This window comes from Enterococcus sp. PF1-24 (genome assembly GCF_029893325.1).
GTDB lineage: Bacteria > Bacillota > Bacilli > Lactobacillales > Enterococcaceae > HY326.
Genome location: NZ_JARXWL010000001.1, coordinates 107,138 through 126,408, shown reverse-complemented (window position 1 = coordinate 126,408; position 19,271 = coordinate 107,138). Strand labels below are relative to the sequence as shown.

Annotated in this window: 17 protein-coding genes; all 17 read left to right on the top strand. The window is 34.3% G+C overall.

The window, feature by feature from the left end:
- Positions 1 to 58: 58 nt before the first annotated feature.
- The 17 genes from M2139_RS00620 (at position 59) to M2139_RS00540 (ending at position 19,270) form a co-directional block, all read left to right on the top strand.
- Positions 59 to 727 (top strand): response regulator transcription factor, encoded by a 669-nt coding sequence (locus M2139_RS00620; protein WP_280736838.1) that lies wholly within the window; start codon positions 59 to 61, stop codon positions 725 to 727.
- Complete coding sequence (locus M2139_RS00615) at positions 718 to 1,809, top strand: HAMP domain-containing sensor histidine kinase (protein ID WP_280736837.1); 1,092 nt, start codon at positions 718 to 720, stop codon at positions 1,807 to 1,809. The genes M2139_RS00620 and M2139_RS00615 overlap by 10 nt, the downstream gene beginning before the upstream one ends.
- A gap of 156 nt (positions 1,810 to 1,965) precedes the next feature.
- Positions 1,966 to 3,402, top strand: a complete 1,437-nt coding sequence (locus M2139_RS00610; RefSeq protein ID WP_280736836.1) for an ABC transporter permease — start codon at positions 1,966 to 1,968, stop codon at positions 3,400 to 3,402.
- A gap of 30 nt (positions 3,403 to 3,432) precedes the next feature.
- Positions 3,433 to 4,107 carry an ABC transporter ATP-binding protein gene (locus tag M2139_RS00605; protein WP_280736835.1) on the top strand — a complete coding sequence of 225 codons (675 nt, stop codon included), beginning with the start codon at positions 3,433 to 3,435 and terminating at the stop codon, positions 4,105 to 4,107.
- On the top strand, positions 4,100 to 5,623 hold the full coding sequence (locus M2139_RS00600) for a PASTA domain-containing protein (protein WP_280736834.1): 1,524 nt from the start codon (positions 4,100 to 4,102) through the stop codon (positions 5,621 to 5,623). Before M2139_RS00605 ends, M2139_RS00600 begins: the two co-directional genes overlap by 8 nt.
- 449 nt (positions 5,624 to 6,072) lie before the next feature.
- On the top strand, positions 6,073 to 7,329 hold the full coding sequence (locus M2139_RS00595; RefSeq protein ID WP_280736833.1) for an FtsX-like permease family protein: 1,257 nt from the start codon (positions 6,073 to 6,075) through the stop codon (positions 7,327 to 7,329).
- On the top strand, positions 7,329 to 8,015 hold the full coding sequence (locus M2139_RS00590) for an ATP-binding cassette domain-containing protein (RefSeq protein ID WP_280736832.1): 687 nt from the start codon (positions 7,329 to 7,331) through the stop codon (positions 8,013 to 8,015). Before M2139_RS00595 ends, M2139_RS00590 begins: the two co-directional genes overlap by 1 nt.
- Before the next feature lie 189 nt (positions 8,016 to 8,204).
- Entirely contained in the window at positions 8,205 to 9,698 is a 1,494-nt protein-coding gene (locus M2139_RS00585; RefSeq protein ID WP_280736831.1) for an ABC transporter permease, read from the top strand.
- Between the two features lie 242 nt (positions 9,699 to 9,940).
- On the top strand, positions 9,941 to 10,615 hold the full coding sequence (locus M2139_RS00580) for an ABC transporter ATP-binding protein (protein WP_280736830.1): 675 nt from the start codon (positions 9,941 to 9,943) through the stop codon (positions 10,613 to 10,615).
- The gene (locus M2139_RS00575) at positions 10,608 to 12,104 is read left to right on the top strand and encodes a PASTA domain-containing protein (protein ID WP_280736829.1); all 1,497 of its coding nucleotides are present in this window, start codon (positions 10,608 to 10,610) and stop codon (positions 12,102 to 12,104) included. Before M2139_RS00580 ends, M2139_RS00575 begins: the two co-directional genes overlap by 8 nt.
- A gap of 406 nt (positions 12,105 to 12,510) precedes the next feature.
- Positions 12,511 to 12,942 carry a Fur family transcriptional regulator gene (locus M2139_RS00570; protein ID WP_280736828.1) on the top strand — a complete coding sequence of 144 codons (432 nt, stop codon included), beginning with the start codon at positions 12,511 to 12,513 and terminating at the stop codon, positions 12,940 to 12,942.
- Between the two features lie 144 nt (positions 12,943 to 13,086).
- Entirely contained in the window at positions 13,087 to 13,467 is a 381-nt protein-coding gene (locus tag M2139_RS00565; RefSeq protein ID WP_280736827.1) for a RidA family protein, read from the top strand.
- A 142-nt stretch (positions 13,468 to 13,609) separates the two neighbouring features.
- Positions 13,610 to 14,983: a 23S rRNA (uracil(1939)-C(5))-methyltransferase RlmD gene (gene rlmD / locus M2139_RS00560; RefSeq protein WP_280736826.1), complete on the top strand. Its 1,374-nt coding sequence runs from the start codon at positions 13,610 to 13,612 to the stop codon at positions 14,981 to 14,983.
- Positions 14,984 to 15,242: 259 nt separating this feature from the next.
- The gene (locus M2139_RS00555) at positions 15,243 to 16,127 is read left to right on the top strand and encodes a GIY-YIG nuclease family protein (RefSeq protein ID WP_280736825.1); all 885 of its coding nucleotides are present in this window, start codon (positions 15,243 to 15,245) and stop codon (positions 16,125 to 16,127) included.
- 215 nt (positions 16,128 to 16,342) lie between these two features.
- Positions 16,343 to 16,555, top strand: coding sequence for a type II toxin-antitoxin system prevent-host-death family antitoxin (locus M2139_RS00550; protein WP_280736824.1), 213 nt, complete (start codon positions 16,343 to 16,345; stop codon positions 16,553 to 16,555).
- 23 nt (positions 16,556 to 16,578) lie between these two features.
- On the top strand, positions 16,579 to 18,219 hold the full coding sequence (locus M2139_RS00545) for an N-6 DNA methylase (RefSeq protein ID WP_280736823.1): 1,641 nt from the start codon (positions 16,579 to 16,581) through the stop codon (positions 18,217 to 18,219).
- Positions 18,212 to 19,270 carry a DNA adenine methylase gene (locus M2139_RS00540; protein ID WP_280736822.1) on the top strand — a complete coding sequence of 353 codons (1,059 nt, stop codon included), beginning with the start codon at positions 18,212 to 18,214 and terminating at the stop codon, positions 19,268 to 19,270. The genes M2139_RS00545 and M2139_RS00540 overlap by 8 nt, the downstream gene beginning before the upstream one ends.
- Position 19,271 lies beyond the last annotated feature (1 nt).

Below are 19,271 nucleotides of genomic sequence, written 5' to 3'. Positions count from 1 at the left end.
TTTTTTTAACTTGCTTATGTTTAAATGAAGATATTATAAAATGAACTGAGGGGATTTCGTGCGGGTTTTAATTATTGAAGATAATCAGTTGTTAGCTCAATCTGTAAAAAAAGGCTTAAGCAAAGAAAATATTTCCGTGGATTTAGCTTTTTTAGGTCTTGAAGGAGAAGAAAAAGCTTATATTACTGATTATGATGTTATCTTATTAGATTTAAACTTACCTGATAAAGATGGCTTAGAAATTTTACGCTTTTTGCGGGGAAATCAGATTGAAACGCCAATTATTATTATTACTGCTCGCGACGAAATTACTGAACGGGCGCAAGGATTAAATGATGGAGCAGACGATTATATTGTTAAGCCTTTTGAATTAGTGGAATTAGTTGCCCGCATGCGAGCAGTGATTCGCCGTTTTCATGGGCGAACAGTTTCAACCATCACAGTTGGCTTACTAGAGATTAATCCGATTAAGCGAGAAGTTTGCTACGGAAATCAAGTAATTAAATTAAAACCAAAAGAATTCGATATTTTACAATATATCGGGCAAAAGCATCCGGCGGTTGTTTCTACTGAAGAAATTGCCGAACATATTTATGATGAGGATTTTGATCCTTTTTCTTCAGTTTTAAGAGTTCACTTAGCACGTTTGAAAAAACAACTGATGCAAGTTGCTAATAAAGAAATTTTAACAACAATCAGAGGAAAGGGGTATCAGTTATGGGAATGAAAGCTAATGTAAGAATTGGTGTGGTGATTGCTTTATTTTCAATCGTTACCACTTGTGTGATTGTGGGGGGCTTTTATTTTTGGCAGAAGAGCGCTCAAACTGTTGATGTAGCAGCTACGATTGGTACTGATTTTTACGCGGTTTCGCCAGCCGATAAATTGGTTATGGATACGACTAATTCAGTGCAGTTAAATGTAAATACCGATTTGCTAATTAATAATGAAGAATTAAACAAATTGTATTATCAATCATTTTTTAGTAATTTGCCTTTAGTTTTAACGTTAATTTGTTTAATTGTAATTGCCGTAACTATTATTTTATGGATGATTATTCGTGGGATTTATAAAAGACAGACTTTATCCGTAATTGATGAGTTATTACGAGTGGAAGATTTAGATGAACGAAATACTGGTAAAGATCCAATTGGTCAAGCTTTAAATCATTTGCGGGATACAGCGACTGGGAATTTTGATGATTTTAAGCGTTTAAGTAGCTATTTAACACATGATCAAAAAAATACGATTGCTGTGTTGCGTACCAATTTAGAGCAAAAAGAGGATTCTGAAGAAGAATTAGCGTTAATTGATGAGCTAACAAGCAGCGTCGATGACATTTTAACTTTAACTAGTAATGATGATGAAACGACGGAATTAGTTGATGTTGCTTTTGTTTGTGCGGAAGTTTGTGATGCTTACCAAAAATTTTATCCAGCAATTAACTTTGAATTTGATGAGACAGCTGATTTGATGATTATCGCTAAGTATCGTTGGATTTATCGCGCTGTTTCAAATTTATTAAGTAATAGCATTAAATATGGTCAAAATCGGCCGATTTTAGTTTCCTTGCAACAAGAAAGAAATTCAGTAATTATTAAAATTACCGATCAAGGCTTAGGACTTGATGCAGCAGAACAAAAACACATTTTCGACCATAAATATCGCGTAAAGGGTTTAAAACAAGATGGTTATGGGATTGGTTTATCAGTGGTAGAGCATGTTTGTGATCTATGCCAAGGCTTTGTTTTTGTAGAAAGTCAGAAAAATCAAGGCTCAACTTTTTGTTTAAGTTTTCCCAGTGCGTAAAAAAAAGATTAACTTTTAAAATCTGAGAAAGACTGGTTATTCAGTTTTTCTCAGATTTTTTTGGATTCAAAAAAATTTTAAAGTTAACATTCAGTTAACATCACTTTTGTTATGCTTACTTCGTTGAAAGATTTAAAAACTGAAAGGAGCAACATAATGAATTTTTTACAGCGAGGTTTAACGAGTGTTTTTAGAAGAAAAGGGAAGTCTATTATTTTATTTGCAGTCATTTTTATTTTAGGGAATGTAATTGCTGGGGCAATCGCAATTTCTCAATCAACAGCTAATGTCGAGAAAAAGATGAAGGCCGATTTAGGTGCGATTGCGACTATTGAAGCTGATTTTGAAAAATATATGCAAGATAATCCAGATAATATGTCTTTTACCATTGAAAATCCTAAAGAAGACTTAGTTAAAAAGATTGCCGAATTATCTTATGTAAAAGAGTTTGAATATAGCATTTCAAGCTATGCTTTTAGTAACCAAGTGAAGACAGTCAGCTTATCCAATAGTGAAATGATGTCAGCAGCTGATCCTATAACTTTAAAAGGTACGAATTTAGAGCTACCGATGGATTTTAAAAGTAGTGGCTTGAAGTTAGTGGATGGTCGCGGTTTTACGCCAGAAGAACTGAGTAGTGATAATTTAAAAGTAATCGTCTCTAATAAATTTGCCGAAGAAAATGGTTTAGTTGTAGGAGATAATTTTACTTTAGATGCTCATTGGATGGATTTTAAAGAAGATGGCACTATGGCAAAAGAAAAATTGACTGATTATCAAGTGGAAGTAATCGGGATTTTTGAACAAGAAAAATTGGAGAAAAAAGCTGGGGAGCAGCAAGATATGCAAAGCGCTATGTTTGATAATACCCAGCTAAATACTTTGTATTGTTCGAATGAAGCAGCCAAAGCGAATAATTTAGCTATGAATAAAGCCTATTCAAATGAAGGCTCAGATGAAGAAGGTGGCACACCTACTTATGTCTTGAATTCACCAGAAGATGTCGAGGCATTTAAAGAGGAAGTAACACCATTGTTGCCAGAATACACTAAAATTAACGCTTCAACAGACCGCTTTGATGAAGTTGGTGGTAGTGTTAAAAAATTATCACAAATCGCTAATTATGTGGTATTGATTGCGATTTTAGCAACTTTAATAATTATCTCTTTAGTAGTGGTGCTCTTTTTAAGAGACCGTAAACATGAGTTAGGGATTTACTTATCATTAGGTGAAAAATGTCAAAATGTTGTACTGCAAATTATTCTGGAATTGTTAATCATTAGTTTAATTGCTATGTGCTTTTCTTTAGTAACAGGGAATTTCTTAGGGAAAATGGTCTCTGAATCTTTAATTCAAAGTGATGCTCTAGCTGCAACAAGCAATGCTGCTAGTAGTGGCGGAATGATTATTGCAACTGGTGGAACTAATATGCCATCACTTTCAGTTGAAGATGTGCAAAATGCGTATGAAGTGAAATTTTCACTTAGCTATATTTTGACTTTCTTAGTGGCTGGTTTAGCAACCGTCTTTGGCTCTGCCTTGATGCCATTAATGTATATTTTACGCTTAAATCCTAAGAAAATTATGCTGTAGTGAAATAAAAACTAAAGGAGAAGAGAAATTATGACAATTTTACAAACTAAGGGAGTCAGTTATTTTTATCAAGATGGAGAACGCCGACGGAAAATTTTAGATGAAACATCTATCAATTTTGAACAAGGAAAATTTTATACGATTTTAGGGCAATCCGGCTCTGGTAAAACAACTTTTCTTTCATTAATCAGTGCTTTAGATGAACCGAAATCTGGTGAAATTTTATATAAAGGTCAAGATATTAAAAAGATTGGTTACGAAAAATATCGTCGGAATAATATTAGTATAATTTTTCAAAGCTATAACTTAGTTCCTTATTTAACGGCTGTGGAAAATGTCTTAGTGGCGATGTCAATTACCGATAATCAGTTGCCGAGTAATCATCAAGAAGTGGCTTATAATTTATTGGATTATATTGGCATCAATAAAACCAAAGCCGACCGGTTAGTCACTCAGCTTTCTGGTGGAGAGCAACAACGGGTTGCGATTGCCCGCGCTTTATCAACTAACGTAGATATTATTTTAGCTGATGAACCAACGGGGAATTTAGATGAAGGAATGGAAATGGAGATTGTCGAAATTTTTAAAGATTTAGCAGAAATCCACAATAAATGCGTAATAGTCGTGACTCACTCTAACGAAATTGCTAAATTTTCTGATGAAACTTTTTATCTTAAACAAGGTGAGTTGAAACATTATGAGTGATTTTCTATCTGGCTTTGATAAAGATAAATATCAACAACGACAAGCAACTGCAAAAGCTAATGCTGAGACTAAAGAAGCTAAAGAAGCAACTGATTTTCAACATCGTTTCAACCGTCCTTTAAAAGACTCTGAAGCTGTGCAAGCAGATAAAATTCCGCCAGCTGATATTACTACAGCCATTCGCCAACAAATCACAAATAGTGAAAAGTCTTCTGCAAATCAAATAACTGAATCGCTGGCTGCTTCTGAAGAACAAAGCAAACAGGAAAGTTTTTCAGCAGTAGTGCTTAATGAAGCTGTTGAACCATTAACTAGAGCTAGTCGCAATCAGCAAGTTCAAGAAGAAGAGAGCGAGTTTGATCCGACTTTTAAAAAACGCCAACAAAAAAAGCGCCAAATCATTGTTGGAGGAATTTTGTTAAGCTTACTAATAGTTGTTTTTGGTTATTATCAAATGACTTATGTAAAACTGACTGATTTTCAAGGAAAAGAGTTATCAGAAGCACGTACTTGGCTTAGCAAACATAAATTAAAACTAGACTTAGTTCAAGAGTTTAGTGAAGAAGTGGCTGCTAATCAAGTTATTTCCCAAAAGCAAAAAGCTGATAAAAAAGTCAAAAAGGGTAGCAGTATTCAATTAACTGCTAGTAAAGGTGCAGATCCCGAAGAAGTCATTGTGATGCCTGATTTTTTAGCCATGACTAAAGCAGAAGCGGAAGCTTGGAAAAAAGAGCAGCTTGCAGATAATTTTAGTATTATTGAAGAGTATCATGAAAATGTTGAAAAAGGGCAACCTTTACGTTTAGAGTTTAATAACAAAGAAACTACGCGAGAAACTTATCAAAGAAAAGAAAAAGCTAAACTTTATATTTCAAAAGGCTTAGAAACTTTTGAAAAAAATATTGAAATGCCTGATTTTGTCAATAAAACTAAAACAGAAGTTGAAGCATGGGTTAAGAAAAATGAAATTAAAGCTAGCTATCAAGAGCTACCATCTAACGAGATTATGGAAAATAATATTATTGCTCAAAATGTTCCCGTTGATGAAAAAGTTGCCAAGCAAGATGAAATTCTTTTTGCAGTTTCAATTGGTAAAGCAAAAATCGTACCGGATTTTGCAGAATACACACCTGAAGAAGCAGCGACTGCAGGTGCAGGCTTAAATTTACAAGTGAAAAGCATTTATAGTGAAACTGTTTCTTACGGTCAATTAATTTCACAAAATGTAGCAGTCGGCACGGAATTGACGGTTAAGGACACAGATACAATCAAAGTTGTTTATTCAGCAGGGCGACCGTATATCAAAGATTTGCGGGAAACTTTTGTAGAGGGAGATTTACAAAAATATTTTTATGATGAATATCAAGCCAAAGGAGCGAATATTCGTTATACTGTTCGCTACGTTGATTCAGCTGCGGCAAAAGGCAGTATCGTAAGCATGAGTCCTGTAAATCAATATTTAGGTTTAGAAGCAACCATCACCATTGATATAAGTCTAGGCAATCTTTCTTACTAAGTTAATTGGTCTAATAAAAATGACTTAACTTATTCAAAATAGAGTAGAGATAAATCAAGTTATTAATTATCCGCAGATTCCAGTATCGTAAAAGCATACGCTATTTAAGAATTTAGATTATTAAATAAAGCGTGAGTTTTGGGTCTATACAAGATAATTATAAACAAATTTATCTCTACTTTTTTATGATATCGACAATATCAACAAAATGCACTAGTTTGCCTTACTAACATTTGGTATAGTTGAATAAGAAAAACGAAGCGCCTTCGTTCTGCACCCGAGCAAAGTGCAAAATCAAATTATAGCGGTGTTTTATACCGCGAATTTTATTTTCACTTTGTTGAGTGGTGCAAAGGCGATTAGTTAGACAATAAGAAAAACGAAGCGCCTTCGTTCTGTACCAAAGTAAAATAGAAAACACATAAATAAATTATAAAGGAGGCTTTATTTTGAAAAGGACTAACTTATTTTTTTCGCAAAATAAAAAATTTCATTTTTTAGCCCTTATTTTTTTATTAATAAGCTTTACTTGCTTAATTTTTTTCTGGAGTCTTTTTCACAGTTTCCGTAAAGAACAATTAGCAATTGAAGAAAGCTATCAATCACAAGTGAGTTTATATAATTATGACTTTGATAATCAAGAAGCCAAAGCCTTAACTTTACCTTTAATTCAACAGTTTCTTGATTCTGAATATGTAAAAGATAGTACTTTAAGTGGCTTTACTTTAATGGAAGCTGAAGGGATTGAAATTCCAGAAAGTAACGGTAGCACTAATTTAGCAGAAAATCGCGTGGCGGTTTCTTTTAGCGAAATGAAAGAGTATACCACAAATTTTCAGTCGCAATTAATTGCTGGCAACCTTGATTTAGCTGCAGATGAATGTTTAATCAATAATTACATAGCTGAGGCCAATAATTTTTCTGTGGGGGATCAGTTTACATTGCTTACTCAGCGAGGGGAAAAGAAGATAGTAAAAGTGGCGGCAATTATCAGTGATTTCCTTGATAATACAGCGTTTATTAGTGTACCATTAGCGGCTGGCGAGTATCTTTTCCCGAAAGAACAGGCTGGTGAAATAGCTTGGAATGTTGAGTTTCAGCTTTATCATTCGCGAGATTACCAAAAATTTGTTAAAGAACTTTATCAAAAGAAATTACCCCGTTCATATCAAGTAGAAAATCATGAAGAACTAGGGAAGATAGAAACACAAAATTTAAAGAAAAACCAGCAATTAACTTTAACCCTATGGCTAGTAACGCTATTAATCAGTTTATTAACTTTTTTCTTATGTTCTTTATTATCATGGCAAGAGCGCAGTTATCAAATGCGTTATTACTATAGTATTGGAATTAGTCGCAAGCAATTAGTAGAAAATCAGCTAGCAGAATCGCTGCTATTAGTGATTATTGCAATTGGTGTTAGTTATGTAATCAATTTCTTTTTTGCTGAAAAAATTGCAGCTGTCCTATTCTTTAATCAACAATCACTTAGTAACGGCTTGGCTGTCTCACAAGCAGTTGTTTCTTCAACTGTTTATGCGGTAAATCTAGTTAAAGAGATAACTTTACCTACTATAAGGGTGACTTTTTATTGGTTTATTTTTCCCTTAGCTATTCTTTATAGTTTAGTTTTAAATTTCCGATTAATGTTTTATACCCGAAATTTTCAATTAACGGACTTAATTCAGGAAGGAAGTGAGCGTTAATGAATTTATTTTCTTTAGAAAATGCTAGTTATTATTCTAAAAAAAAAGAACGCTTGTTATTAGATAATTTGAAGGCAACTTTTCCAGCAGATAAAATTTCTTTTATTTTTGGGAATAATTCACAAGAAAAAAGTTTATTAACTGCTTTATTAGGTGGCTTGGATTTATTTAATACAGGAAGTTTACGCTATCAAGGCGAAAATTTAACAGCCGAAACCCTTGCTAATTATCGTAAGGATCAAGTGGCGATTTACTTAACCGATTATTTAGGGTTAAGCAAACAGTCCTTAGTTAAAAACTTATTAATCTATCGCCAAGTTGTTGAAAAAAATTTTGATAAAGTTAGCTGTTATGAATATTTAGCTAAATTTGGCATCACAAAAGAACAAGCCAATCAGTCTTTTCAAAAACAAGAATCTTTAGTTTTAAAAAGATATGCTTTAGCTAGACTTTTAGTGAGAAAGCCACAAATTATTGTAGCCAATGATTTATTAGATGATCTACCTGAGGATTTGCAGGCAGATTTTATTGATTATTTGCACGAGGAAATGAAACAACGACAATTGACGATAATCATCACTTCCAGTCATCAACAATTAGCTAAATATGCTGACGAATATTGGGGCTTAAATCACGGAAAGTTAGTTTTTATTGGTGAAAAAACCAACGTTTTTCAAAAATTGTAAGAAAATTTTCTTATTTCTGAAAAATTGCTATTTTTTTATTTTATTATGCTGGAAAGCTAAATATTTTTGAAGAGTTTGTGGTAAACTTACTAATAAGTAGAATTTTAGTTAGAGATAATGAATACTGGGGAAATTTAAAAAGCGAGTCAATCTATAAATAGTAAGTAACCTGAAGGAGGGCAAGGAGTTATGAATTTTATTCAAAGAGCATGGGCAAGTGTTGTTAGACGTAAAGGGAAATCAACTATTTTATTTTTAGTTATTTTTATTTTAGGGAATGTAATTGCTGGTGCAATTGCAATTCAGCAGTCAACAGCCAATGTTGAGAAGAAAGTCAAGGCTGATTTAGGAGCAGTAGCTACGATTGAGTATGATTGGCAAACAGAAATGCAAGAAGAATCTTCAGATGAAGTAGTAATGTATGAAAATCTAACTGAAGAGCAAATTAATGAAGTTGGTAAGCTACCTTATGTTAAAGAATATGATTATGCTATCCAGGGCTATTTTTCTGTGACTGATTTAAAAACAGTTGGTATGCCTGAAGAGGAAGCTGACATGTATGAAGGTATCGGAAAAATGGTATTAGCAAATGGTACTAATTTAAAAGAACCAATCCCTTTTAAAGAGAAAAAGGTTGTTTTAACCGATGGTCGCACGTTTACGGATGAAGAAATTTCTGCTAAAAAATATGTAGCAGTTGTTTCTAATAGTTTTGCTCAAGAAAATGGTTTAGCATTGGGAGATGAATTTATTATTGATTCCAATCTGGATGATTATAAAGAAGATGGCTCAATAGAGAAAAATAAAATAAATGATTTTGCGATAACGGTAGTTGGTTTATATGATCCAATAAAATTGGAAACAAAAACTAGTGATGATGAAAAAAATTCCATGAATAACGATCCTTATTTTGATATGATGCAACTCAATACTTTTTATATGCCGAATTCTGTGATTAAAGAGTTGACTAATTTAGATTTAGAAAAAATTAAAGAAATTAAACCAGAATTGTATATCAAGGATGATGGCTCTGATTTTACAGAAGAAGATAACTTTTATGCCATACCAACTTACTTTTTGAAATCACCAGAAGATGCTGATGCTTTTAAAGAAGAAGCGAACAATTTAGTTCCTAAATATCAAAAAGTTGTTGTTTCAACAGATAAATTTGATGAAGTTGGCGGTAGTTTGCAGAAAATGTCTAAAATTGCTGGTTATGTGGTAATTATTGCGGTTATTGCTGCTTTAGTAATTATCTCATTAGTAGTTATTTTATTCTTACGAGATCGTAAACACGAATTAGGAATCTATCTTTCTCTAGGAGAAAAACGTAAAAATGTTTTATTACAAGTTATTATTGAATTATTAGTAATTAGTTTAGTAGCCATGTGTTTATCTTTAGTGACCGGTAATTTCTTAGGAAAAATGGTTTCTGAATCCTTGTTAAGAAGTGATGCTTTAGCTACGAATGTTTCTAACATGAATGGCTTTTATCATGATCCAACAGCATTGATGAATAATATTTCTTTAACAGCTGAAGATGTACAAGCAGCTTATCAAGTTAATTTCTCTGTTAGTTATATTATTTCCTTCTTAGTTGTCGGCTTACTAACAGTTTTAGGTTCTGCAATTTTACCACTGTTATATATTTTACGCTTAAATCCTAAGAAGATTATGATGTAAGACTACCTTAATATGAGCAAGGATTGCCAGTTCAACTTACTTAAGTATCAAGCTAGTTGAATGGTATACGGTGCGAAAATCAAACTAATTTTTCAACAGAAAAATTGATACCTTGATATGAGCAAGGATTGCCAGTTCAACTTACTTAAGTATCAAGCTAGTTGAATGGTATACGGCGCGAAAATCGAACTAATTTTTCAACAGAAAAATTAATACCTTATTATGAGCAAGGAGGAATAATTATGGCTATTTTAGAAACGCAAGATGTGACTTACTTTTATCAAGATGGTGACCGTCGTCGAAATATCTTGAAAGAAACATCTATAAAATTCCAGCGGGGAAAATTTTATACTATTTTAGGTCAATCTGGTTCTGGTAAAACCACGTTCCTTTCTTTGATTAGTGCTTTAGATGAACCGAAAAGTGGCAAGGTCCTTTATCGTGGGAAAGATATCAAGAGTCTCGGCTATGAAAGATATCGTCGAAATTATGTAAGTATTATTTTCCAAAGTTATAATTTAGTACCTTATCTATCAGCGGTTGAAAATGTCTTAGTGGCGATGTCGATTACTGATAATAAATTGCCAGATAATCCTAAAGAAGTCGCTTATAACTTGCTGGATTATATTGGCATCAATAAAACCAAAGCCGATCGCTTAGTGAATCGCTTATCAGGTGGGGAACAACAGCGGGTAGCAATTGCACGAGCTTTAGCGACAAATGTCGATATTATTTTAGCCGATGAACCAACAGGGAATTTAGATGAAGGTATGGAAGAAGAGATTGTAGCGATTTTTAAAGATTTAGCAGAGAATCATAATAAATGTGTGATTGTCGTTACGCATTCAAATGAAATTGCTAAACAGTCTGATCGCACTTACTATCTTAAAAAGGGTGTGTTGAAACGCCATGGGTGATTTTCTATCTAACTTCGATAAAGATAATTATGGGAAAACTGAAAAGCAAAAACAATTTTCTCAAGAGAAACCAGCTGATAAACAGCCGACAGAACCATTACCTTCAAGAGCTAAAAAAAGAGCGACTGCACCTAAAGAACCAACTGTAGCAAAGCCAAAAAGAAAAACAGCTAAACCTAAAGCATCTGTTGCGACAGAAAATAAACGGGATTCACAAGATGAAGATATAGAAATTGATCCTACTTTTAAAAAGAAACAGCGACGAAATCGCTTGTTAATTGCTTTATTGGCAGTTTTAGTGGTTGTGGCAGGTAGTTTTGGCTATTATCAAATGACCCACGTTAAGCTGACGAATTTTGTTGATAAAGAAGTTTCGGAAGCCCGCAATTGGTTGGCGGACAATGATTTAAAGTTGGAGCTTATTCAAGAGTATGATGAAGCAATTGCAACCAATAAAGTAATTAGTCAAAAACAACTAGCCGATAAAAAAATCAAAAAAGGCAGCACGATTCAAATAACTGCTAGTAAAGGCCCGGATCCAGATGCCACGTTACCTTTGCCAGATTTTTTAACCATGTCAAAAGCTTCGGCTGATGAGTGGAAAGCGATGAATAAAGCGGATAACTTATCAATCATTGAAGAATATAATGATACCGTTGAAAAAGGTCAAGGAATCAGAGTTGAATTTAATAACAAAGACACTACTCGTGAAAATTATCGTCGTAAAGAGAAGGTTAAAATTTATTATTCAAAAGGTCCTGAAACTTACGAAAAAAATATTGAAGTGCTTGATTTTGTTAATAAAGCCAAAGCAGAAGTTGAAACTTGGAGTAAGAAAAATGAGATAAAAATTACTTATCAAGAAGAAAGCTCGGATACTATTGCACCTGATAATGTAATCTCTCAAAGTATTACTAAAGGAGAAAAAGTTGCTAAAAAAGATGAAATGACCGTTAGTATTTCTACTGGGAAAGCAATTGTTGTGCCTAATTTTGGTGATTTTTCTTTTGAAGATGCAGCGACAGCAGGGGCTGGTTTAACAGTTCAAGTGAAGAGTATTTATTCAAATGATATTGCCTATGGACAATTAGTCTCTCAAAGCATTCCTGCGGGTACAGCTTTAACTAGTAAAGATGATTTAAATATTAAAGTAACCTATTCATTAGGCAAACCATATTTCAAAGATATTCGTGGAACACAAATAGAAGGAGATTTGCCAAAATATTTTTATGATGAATTTACTTCCAAAGGTGCCAATATCACTTACCAAGTCCGGTATGTAGATTCGGCAGAAACCAAAGGAATGGTAGTTGGTACGAATGTGGTTAATCAATACATTCCGATTCAGTATACGATTTACGTCGATATTAGTCGGGGGAATTTACAAGGAATACCACAATATGATGCTGCTCCTGCTAATGCTGAAAGTCAGAAACAACCGATTGATTTAACAGATGAACTTGATCAGTTAAAAGAAGAAACAGATTAACTTTGAAACCACTGTGAAGAAAATTTATGGTGGTTTTTGAAATATTTTATAATGAAAAAAATGACTTACTATTTGCTAGCAATAATATTTATCTAGCTGACGGTAATTGGCGGAACTATTACGAAGCGCTAAAATAACTTTATTAGTGATAAGAAAATTAGTTAATTGAGAATTCCTTGCGAAGTAATTCTCAATTAACTTTTTTAATAGGAAAATAACCTAACTTTACATATAGGAAATTCTTGATTTATTAAGTTTTAATTTAGAAAAAAGAAACAATTGCGAAACTTTTAAGTAAAAATCACTAAAAAAATTAGTTTATAATGTTTACAAACTAAGCAGAACCAGATACAATAGGGATAGTAGCTATCAGAGGCTTTTAAATTAAAAAAGGAGCGTGTCAAAAATGGATAACCAGCTTGTTACTAAAGCGATTGACACTTTAAAAGAAGCAAATATTCGGATTACCCCACAACGTCATGCGGTCGTTGAATATTTGGTTACTTATCATAACCATCCAACTGCCGATGATATTTATCATGCTTTGGAGGAACGTTTTCCTAATATGAGTGTGGCAACGGTTTATAATAATTTACGTTTATTAACGGATTTGGGCTTAGTTAATGAAATGAAATATGGCGACGCGTCAAGCCATTTTGATTTTAGTACTGAGCGCCACTATCATGTAATTTGTCAAAAATGTGGTAAGATTGTCGACTTTCATTATCCAAGTTTAGAAGATGTTGAAATGGCAGCCAGTCGTTTGACTAATTTTGCAATTAACGAACATCGTTTAGAGCTTTATGGAGATTGTCCTGATTGCCAACAAAAAGGTTAGCAGAATCTAAAAAATTCCCTGATTTTTGTCAAAGGGAATTTTTTTATGCTTATTGCAAGAAAAGTCAATTGTCATTAGACTTTTGAAAGCAGCTTTGCTATGATTGATTTAAACTTTTAACTTTATATTTCAAGGAGAGAAATCATGAAAATATTACACACAGATCATGCCCCACAAGCTATTGGACCTTATGTTCAAGGAAAAATTGTTAACGGCTTGTTATTCGCTTCAGGACAAATTCCTTTGGATCCAACTAGTGGTGAAATTATTGGTACCACCATTGAAGAACAAACAGCCCAAGTGATGAAAAATATCGCTGCTATTTTAAAAGAAGCCAACGCAACTTTTGATGATGTTGTAAAAACAACTTGTTTCTTAAATGATATGAACGATTTTGCGGCTTTTAATGAAGTCTATGCGCAAGCTTTTGGAGAAGTTTTCCCAGCGCGTTCAGCTGTTGAAGTGGCTCGTTTACCGAAAGATGTTTTGATTGAGATTGAAATTATTGCTTCAGTTAAAGCATAAAGTTATTAAAACTCAGCTTAGTTAGTGGGCAACACATAACTAAGCTGAGTTTTTCTATAGAATTACAAAGTTTTATTTGCTTTTCAGTTATAGATTCTTTAGAATGAAAAAGAAAATATTGAGGAAATTAAGGCGGTTACTAATGAAAACTTATCCAGTAGAAAAAAATCAACGATTAACAACAAAAATTATCGATTTAACTTATGAAGGACTAGGGGTTGCTAAAGTTGACGGCTATCCACTTTTCATCGAAAATGCGTTAGTCGGTGAAGAAGTTAAAATTCACGTATTAAAAACCGGTAAAAATTTTGGTTATGCCAAAGTTTTAAGCTGGTTGCAAGAAAGCCCAGATCGTCAACCAATGGCAGAATTTGATTTATTACGAACAGGTATTGCGCCACTAGGTCATTTGGCTTATGAAAAACAACTACTTTTTAAACAGCAACAAGTGGTTCAAAATCTTGAAAAAATTGCTAAACTGCCTGAAATTAAGGTACTACCAACAATCGGCATGGCTGAACCATGGGGCTACCGCAATAAAGCACAAATCCCTGTGCGAAAAGTGGATGACCGTTTAGAGTTAGGTTTTTATCGTAAAAACTCTCATAACATCGTACCGATTGAAAACTTCATGATTCAAGATCCTAAAATTGATGAAGCTTTGCAAGTAATCAAACAAATTTTAAGAAGATTCAATATCAAACCTTATAGTGAAGAAAGAAATACTGGTTTCTTGCGTCATATTATTATTCGTCGTGGTCACTATAGCCATGAAATGATGGTGACTTTAGTTACTCGGACCGAAAAATTCTTTAAAGGTAAGGAACTAGCAAAAGTGATTGCTACTGAAATTCCAGAAGTCGTTTCGGTGATTCAAAATGTCAATGAAAAAGCGACAAATGTTATTTTAGGTAAGTCAGAAATTTTATTATTTGGTAAAAAATCAATTCAAGATACGCTTTTAGGGAAAAAATTCCAAATATCTAGTAAATCTTTCTACCAAGTTAATACCTTACAAACTGAAAAACTATACCAAACAGCCATTGATTTAGCCAAATTAACTAAAGATGATATCGTTGTAGATGCTTATTGTGGTATCGGAACAATTGGTTTGTCATTAGCAGAGGAAGTTAAGCACGTTTACGGTATGGAAGTCGTTCCTGAAGCTGTAGCTGATGCTAAGAAAAATGCAATGCTGAACAACATCGAAAATGCTACTTATGAAGTCGGTATGGTTGAAGAATCATTGGAAAAATGGTTAGCTGATGGCATTAAGCCAACTGTTGTTTTTGTGGATCCGCCTCGCAAAGGCTTAACAGACAGCTTTATCAATTCCATCGCTGAGGCAGAAATCAACAAAGTGGTTTACATTTCTTGCAATCCAGCAACTATGGCAAGAGATTTGAAGCAATTTGACCAATTAGGCTATACAACCAAGCAAATTCAACCAATTGATTTATTCCCACAAACTCATCATGTTGAGTGTGTCATGTTGATAACGAGAACTGAGGGGTAAAAGTGCCGATAAACCCCGTAAACACGGCATTTCCCCCAAATGAAAAATGGCTATGGGATTTTGATAAGTGGTTGAATATCGAAAAAACAATAGCCGAATGCACTCAAAGTGAGTGATTACAAGGGTTGACCGATTATTGGGTTATGGCTTGGTGAGTGCATAGGACTACTGACATAGTGTGAGTGTAGGAGAATGTTGACAGCAATCGGAGACACGAAAACGTATGTGAGAAAATAGATGAAAAGAGGTTTGAGAAGATATGCGAGGGAAAAGTATAAATTTATTTTTGATGGATGGAGAACCAAATGGCAGAATGAAATGCACTCTTGCTAATTGGACGGGAGTTGCTTATAAAATCCCACGCACAAAGCTTGATAGCTGTAAGGGGCGTGATGACCTTTCGCAAAGTGGCGTATATTTTCTCTTCGGAATATCTGATCAAACAGGTGAAAGTGTCGTTTATATCGGACAGGCTGGCGTTCGTAAAAATGGCGAAGGAATACTATATCGCTTGCAAGAGCATAAACGCAATCCCGAAAAGGATTACTGGACGGAAGCGGTGGTGTTCACAACTTCAAATAACTCTTTCGGACCCACAGAGATAAGCTATCTTGAAAATAGATTTACAAATATCGCTAAAGAGACAGAACGTTATGTTGTAAAAAACGGCAATGACCCTACACCCGGTAATATTACAGAGGAAAAGGAAAGCGAGCTCGAAGAATTCATTGATTATGCAAAAATAATTATGGGTACGCTCGGGCATAAGGTATTTGAATCCCTTACAGACTCTAAAATAACGGTTGCTCCGAATAGCGATAGTGCAGAAAGCGATAATATGATTTTTTACATAAGACGTAGCGGTGCAGATGCAAAGGGCAAGCTAACAAGTGAGGGTTTTGTTGTTTTAGCTGGTAGCAAAATTAGAGCGGATATTGTTCCAAGTTGCCCAGACTATGTGAAAACCGAGAGAAAAAACAATAAGGATAATATAGATGAGAATGGCATTATAAGAAACGAGATATTATTCAAATCGCCATCAAGTTCAGCTGCTTTTGTACTCGGTGCATCAGCGAATGGGAATATTGAATGGAAAACGGATGAGGGTAAGATTTTGAAAGATGTTGAAAATAGTCAAAATTAGAATGTAGCATAGAAAAAAGTGCAGGTTTTTTGTTAATTCAGAAAACCTGCACTTTTTCTATGGCATCTAGTGATTCTTAATTGAGAGACAAAAAGTAATTACTATTACAGTTATAAAAATAATTAGTAATATAATTTTAAAAGGGATTGTAATTACAACTCGTTTATGCTATAATTAAAAGGAGAAAGTTTAGTGTTTTCAAGGAGGTGCTGATATTGGCGGATGTAAAAATGAAACCTAAAATACCGATGGAACATTTGAATATTGGGGAGTTTAATCGTGGACAGTCTTCCAAACTAATAAGAAAATTGGTTGAAGAAGACAAAGCAGCTTATATAAATAAAAATGGGAAACCCATAGCTGTTGTTATGTCAAATGAACGCTATGAGCGACTACTTGCGAAAGGAATTGATATCAATGAGTTCTGAGTATTCAAAGCATGACTAAGGAGGTGGCGGAGATAGTTGCTAAAAAATACGGTGTTGTATACACCCCGAATAGATTGGCTGAGTTTGCAGCGGAACTTTTATATAGAGAGGCAGAAGCGACAAATACAGAAATAAAATCAGTGTTAGATCCTGCGTGTGGTGAATGTGCTCTCCTGTGTGCTGCAAAAAAATATTTTAATGGAACGGCGAAGTATTTTGGCATAGACGTTGATAAGGAAGCGATAGCGGGTTCGACCGAGAATTTTGAAATTAAGTATAATGATTCAATTCTTCCTCGAAAAGTGAAGAAGCAAACAGCGAAATATTGGAGGAATAAATTTAAGGGAATATCTGCGATAATTGCAAATCCGCCGTGGAGTTCCGAGAAAATATATTCTCGTGAAGAATTACAAAATGCGGGTTTTTCATTGACTGCAGGACAATATGATAGCTTTGTGCTTTTTGTGGAATTGGCTTATAACTTATTAGATGATGGTGGATACTTTTCATTTATCATTCCCGATTCATTGTTTGATGCGCAAAACGAGAAACTTAGAAGATTTCTGACGGAGAAAACACAAATCAAGGTAATAGCCAGATTGGGCGAAAAAATATTTGAAGAAGTGAATAGAGCTACTACTGTTGTTGTTTGCAGAAAAGAAGACCCAACGGATCATTCTGTAACCCATTGCTTTAGACTTACTACAGAAGAACGAAAAAAGTTTTTGACCTCAGATTTGAGCCTCTTTAATTTTTACAATGAGGGGGTGCACGATGTGCTACAAAGACGTTTTTCTGAAAATGCAGCCTGCAATTTTGATGTTGACACACACGCAGATGAAGAAACATTGCTGTCGAAGATAAAGGCGCATTCTATAAACTGGGAGAAAACATTTATTTTTGGGCGCGGTGTTGAAATATCGAAAACTGGAAAGGTTGTGTTCTGCCCTTCTTGTGGATATGCTCAGGGATATAAAAAATCTCAGCTGGCGGAAGGCAAGAAAAAATGTACTAATTGTGGAAGTGAAATTTTGGTTACAGATAGCAGTGTTCAAAACGTTGTGTCCAAAGAACAAACACCCCAGATGGTTCAGATTTATGTTGGCGAGAATATTCGAAGGTATGGAATAACAGGAGAATTTTATATCAAATCAAACATTCCCGGAATAAATTATAAAAATCGCACAATGTACACTCCACCTAAATTGTTAGTAAGAAAAACGGGCCTTGGAATATATGCATCGATTGATTATACTGGAAGTATGACAAGCCAGACTGTATATATTTTAAAATTCAAAGATAGTCAGCACCAAGCACCTTTGGAGTATTATCTGGCATTGCTGAATTCACGTGTAGTTTACTACTTCTATTTGAAGGCATATGGAGAAAATGAATGGAAGTCACACCCCTACTTTACTAAGCAAATTATCTATTCGCTACCTATCAGGGAGTTTGAAAACAGCGAGTTGGATAGAAAAATTATAGAGGTCGCATCTGAATTAGCTCATAGATATGAATATAGCAAAGATGTCCAGCTAGAGAAACTGATTATGAAGAAGTATGGTCTGTCAGATGCCGAATGCAATATGATTTATGGTGAGATGAATCGTCTGCCTGACTTAAGTGCGATTAACAATATGAAAGTTGAGGTAGAAGATGTATAGGTATATTGGAAATAAATCAAAGCTAACTCCATACATCCTTGAAAAAGTAGAGCAGCTTATTGGAAAAACAGGGACAGTGGCCGATATTATGGCAGGAACTGGTACAGTTGCATTAGAATTAAGAAAAGCAGGATACTCAGTTGTTGCATCTGATGTAATGACATATTCTTACCATCATTTAATAGTTAGTCTGTGTTTAGATTCAGCACCTTCCTTTGTAGGTCTTGTGAATCAAGGGATAATAAACCCAAATGAGAAAGATTCTTATGTGGCAGCTCTGGCTTTCTTGAATGACATTGAACCTAAAGAAGGATTCTTTTTTAAAGAGTTTTCTCCGGGAGGAATGCCGCAAAACGGATGTGAGCCACGGAAATATTTCACTACAGAAAATGCAAAGAAGATTGATGCAGTCAGGGAAAAAATTAATGAGTGGATTGATAATGGTTCTGTAAGCAAAGTAGAGGAATCTCTCTTAAAGCACACTCTGATTATGGCAGTTAATGAAGTTGCCAATATATCTGGAACTTATGGATACTTTTTGGCTGATTTCAAGAAAAATGCAAACACACAGATTGAATTAAAACCTGTAGAGTTTTATTCAAAGAATCTAACAGGTCACATGGTTAAATTGGGATTCGCAGAGAATTTGGCAGCAACCATCACAGCAGATTTGTGCTACATTGACCCTCCGTACATGAAAAGGCAGTATGCTGCAAATTATCATATTTTAGAAACCATCGCACGAGGAGATTTTCCTGATGCCGTCGGCAAAAGTGGCTTGCGTGACTGGTGGGAACAGCACTCAAAATTATGTACTAAAACACGGGGATTACAATCGTTTGAGAAAATTTTAGGAGATATGCATTGTCCAAAGTTTCTGATTAGCTATAGTGAGGATGGATTGTTTTCCTTAAAACAGTTAGAAGAGTGCTTTAGCAAGTTTGGGGATGTCAAAGTACAAGAAATAGATTACAATCGTTTTAGAAGCAATGACAGCAAGTTGCCAAAGAAACTAAAGGAATATTTGATTTCAATAGAAAGGCAGGTATAGG

Excerpts from the sequence above, each read along its gene's own strand:
- M2139_RS00615 (WP_280736837.1), top strand. The coding sequence starts at position 718 with ATGGGAATGAAAGCTAATGTAAGAATTGGTGTGGTGATTGCTTTATTT.
- M2139_RS00610 (WP_280736836.1), top strand. The coding sequence starts at position 1,966 with ATGAATTTTTTACAGCGAGGTTTAACGAGTGTTTTTAGAAGAAAAGGG.
- M2139_RS00605 (WP_280736835.1), top strand. The coding sequence starts at position 3,433 with ATGACAATTTTACAAACTAAGGGAGTCAGTTATTTTTATCAAGATGGA.
- M2139_RS00600 (WP_280736834.1), top strand. The coding sequence starts at position 4,100 with ATGAGTGATTTTCTATCTGGCTTTGATAAAGATAAATATCAACAACGA.
- M2139_RS00590 (WP_280736832.1), top strand. The coding sequence starts at position 7,329 with ATGAATTTATTTTCTTTAGAAAATGCTAGTTATTATTCTAAAAAAAAA.
- M2139_RS00585 (WP_280736831.1), top strand. The coding sequence starts at position 8,205 with ATGAATTTTATTCAAAGAGCATGGGCAAGTGTTGTTAGACGTAAAGGG.
- M2139_RS00580 (WP_280736830.1), top strand. The coding sequence starts at position 9,941 with ATGGCTATTTTAGAAACGCAAGATGTGACTTACTTTTATCAAGATGGT.
- M2139_RS00575 (WP_280736829.1), top strand. The coding sequence starts at position 10,608 with ATGGGTGATTTTCTATCTAACTTCGATAAAGATAATTATGGGAAAACT.
- M2139_RS00570 (WP_280736828.1), top strand. The coding sequence starts at position 12,511 with ATGGATAACCAGCTTGTTACTAAAGCGATTGACACTTTAAAAGAAGCA.
- M2139_RS00565 (WP_280736827.1), top strand. The coding sequence starts at position 13,087 with ATGAAAATATTACACACAGATCATGCCCCACAAGCTATTGGACCTTAT.
- rlmD (WP_280736826.1), top strand. The coding sequence starts at position 13,610 with ATGAAAACTTATCCAGTAGAAAAAAATCAACGATTAACAACAAAAATT.
- M2139_RS00555 (WP_280736825.1), top strand. The coding sequence starts at position 15,243 with ATGCGAGGGAAAAGTATAAATTTATTTTTGATGGATGGAGAACCAAAT.
- M2139_RS00540 (WP_280736822.1), top strand. The coding sequence starts at position 18,212 with ATGTATAGGTATATTGGAAATAAATCAAAGCTAACTCCATACATCCTT.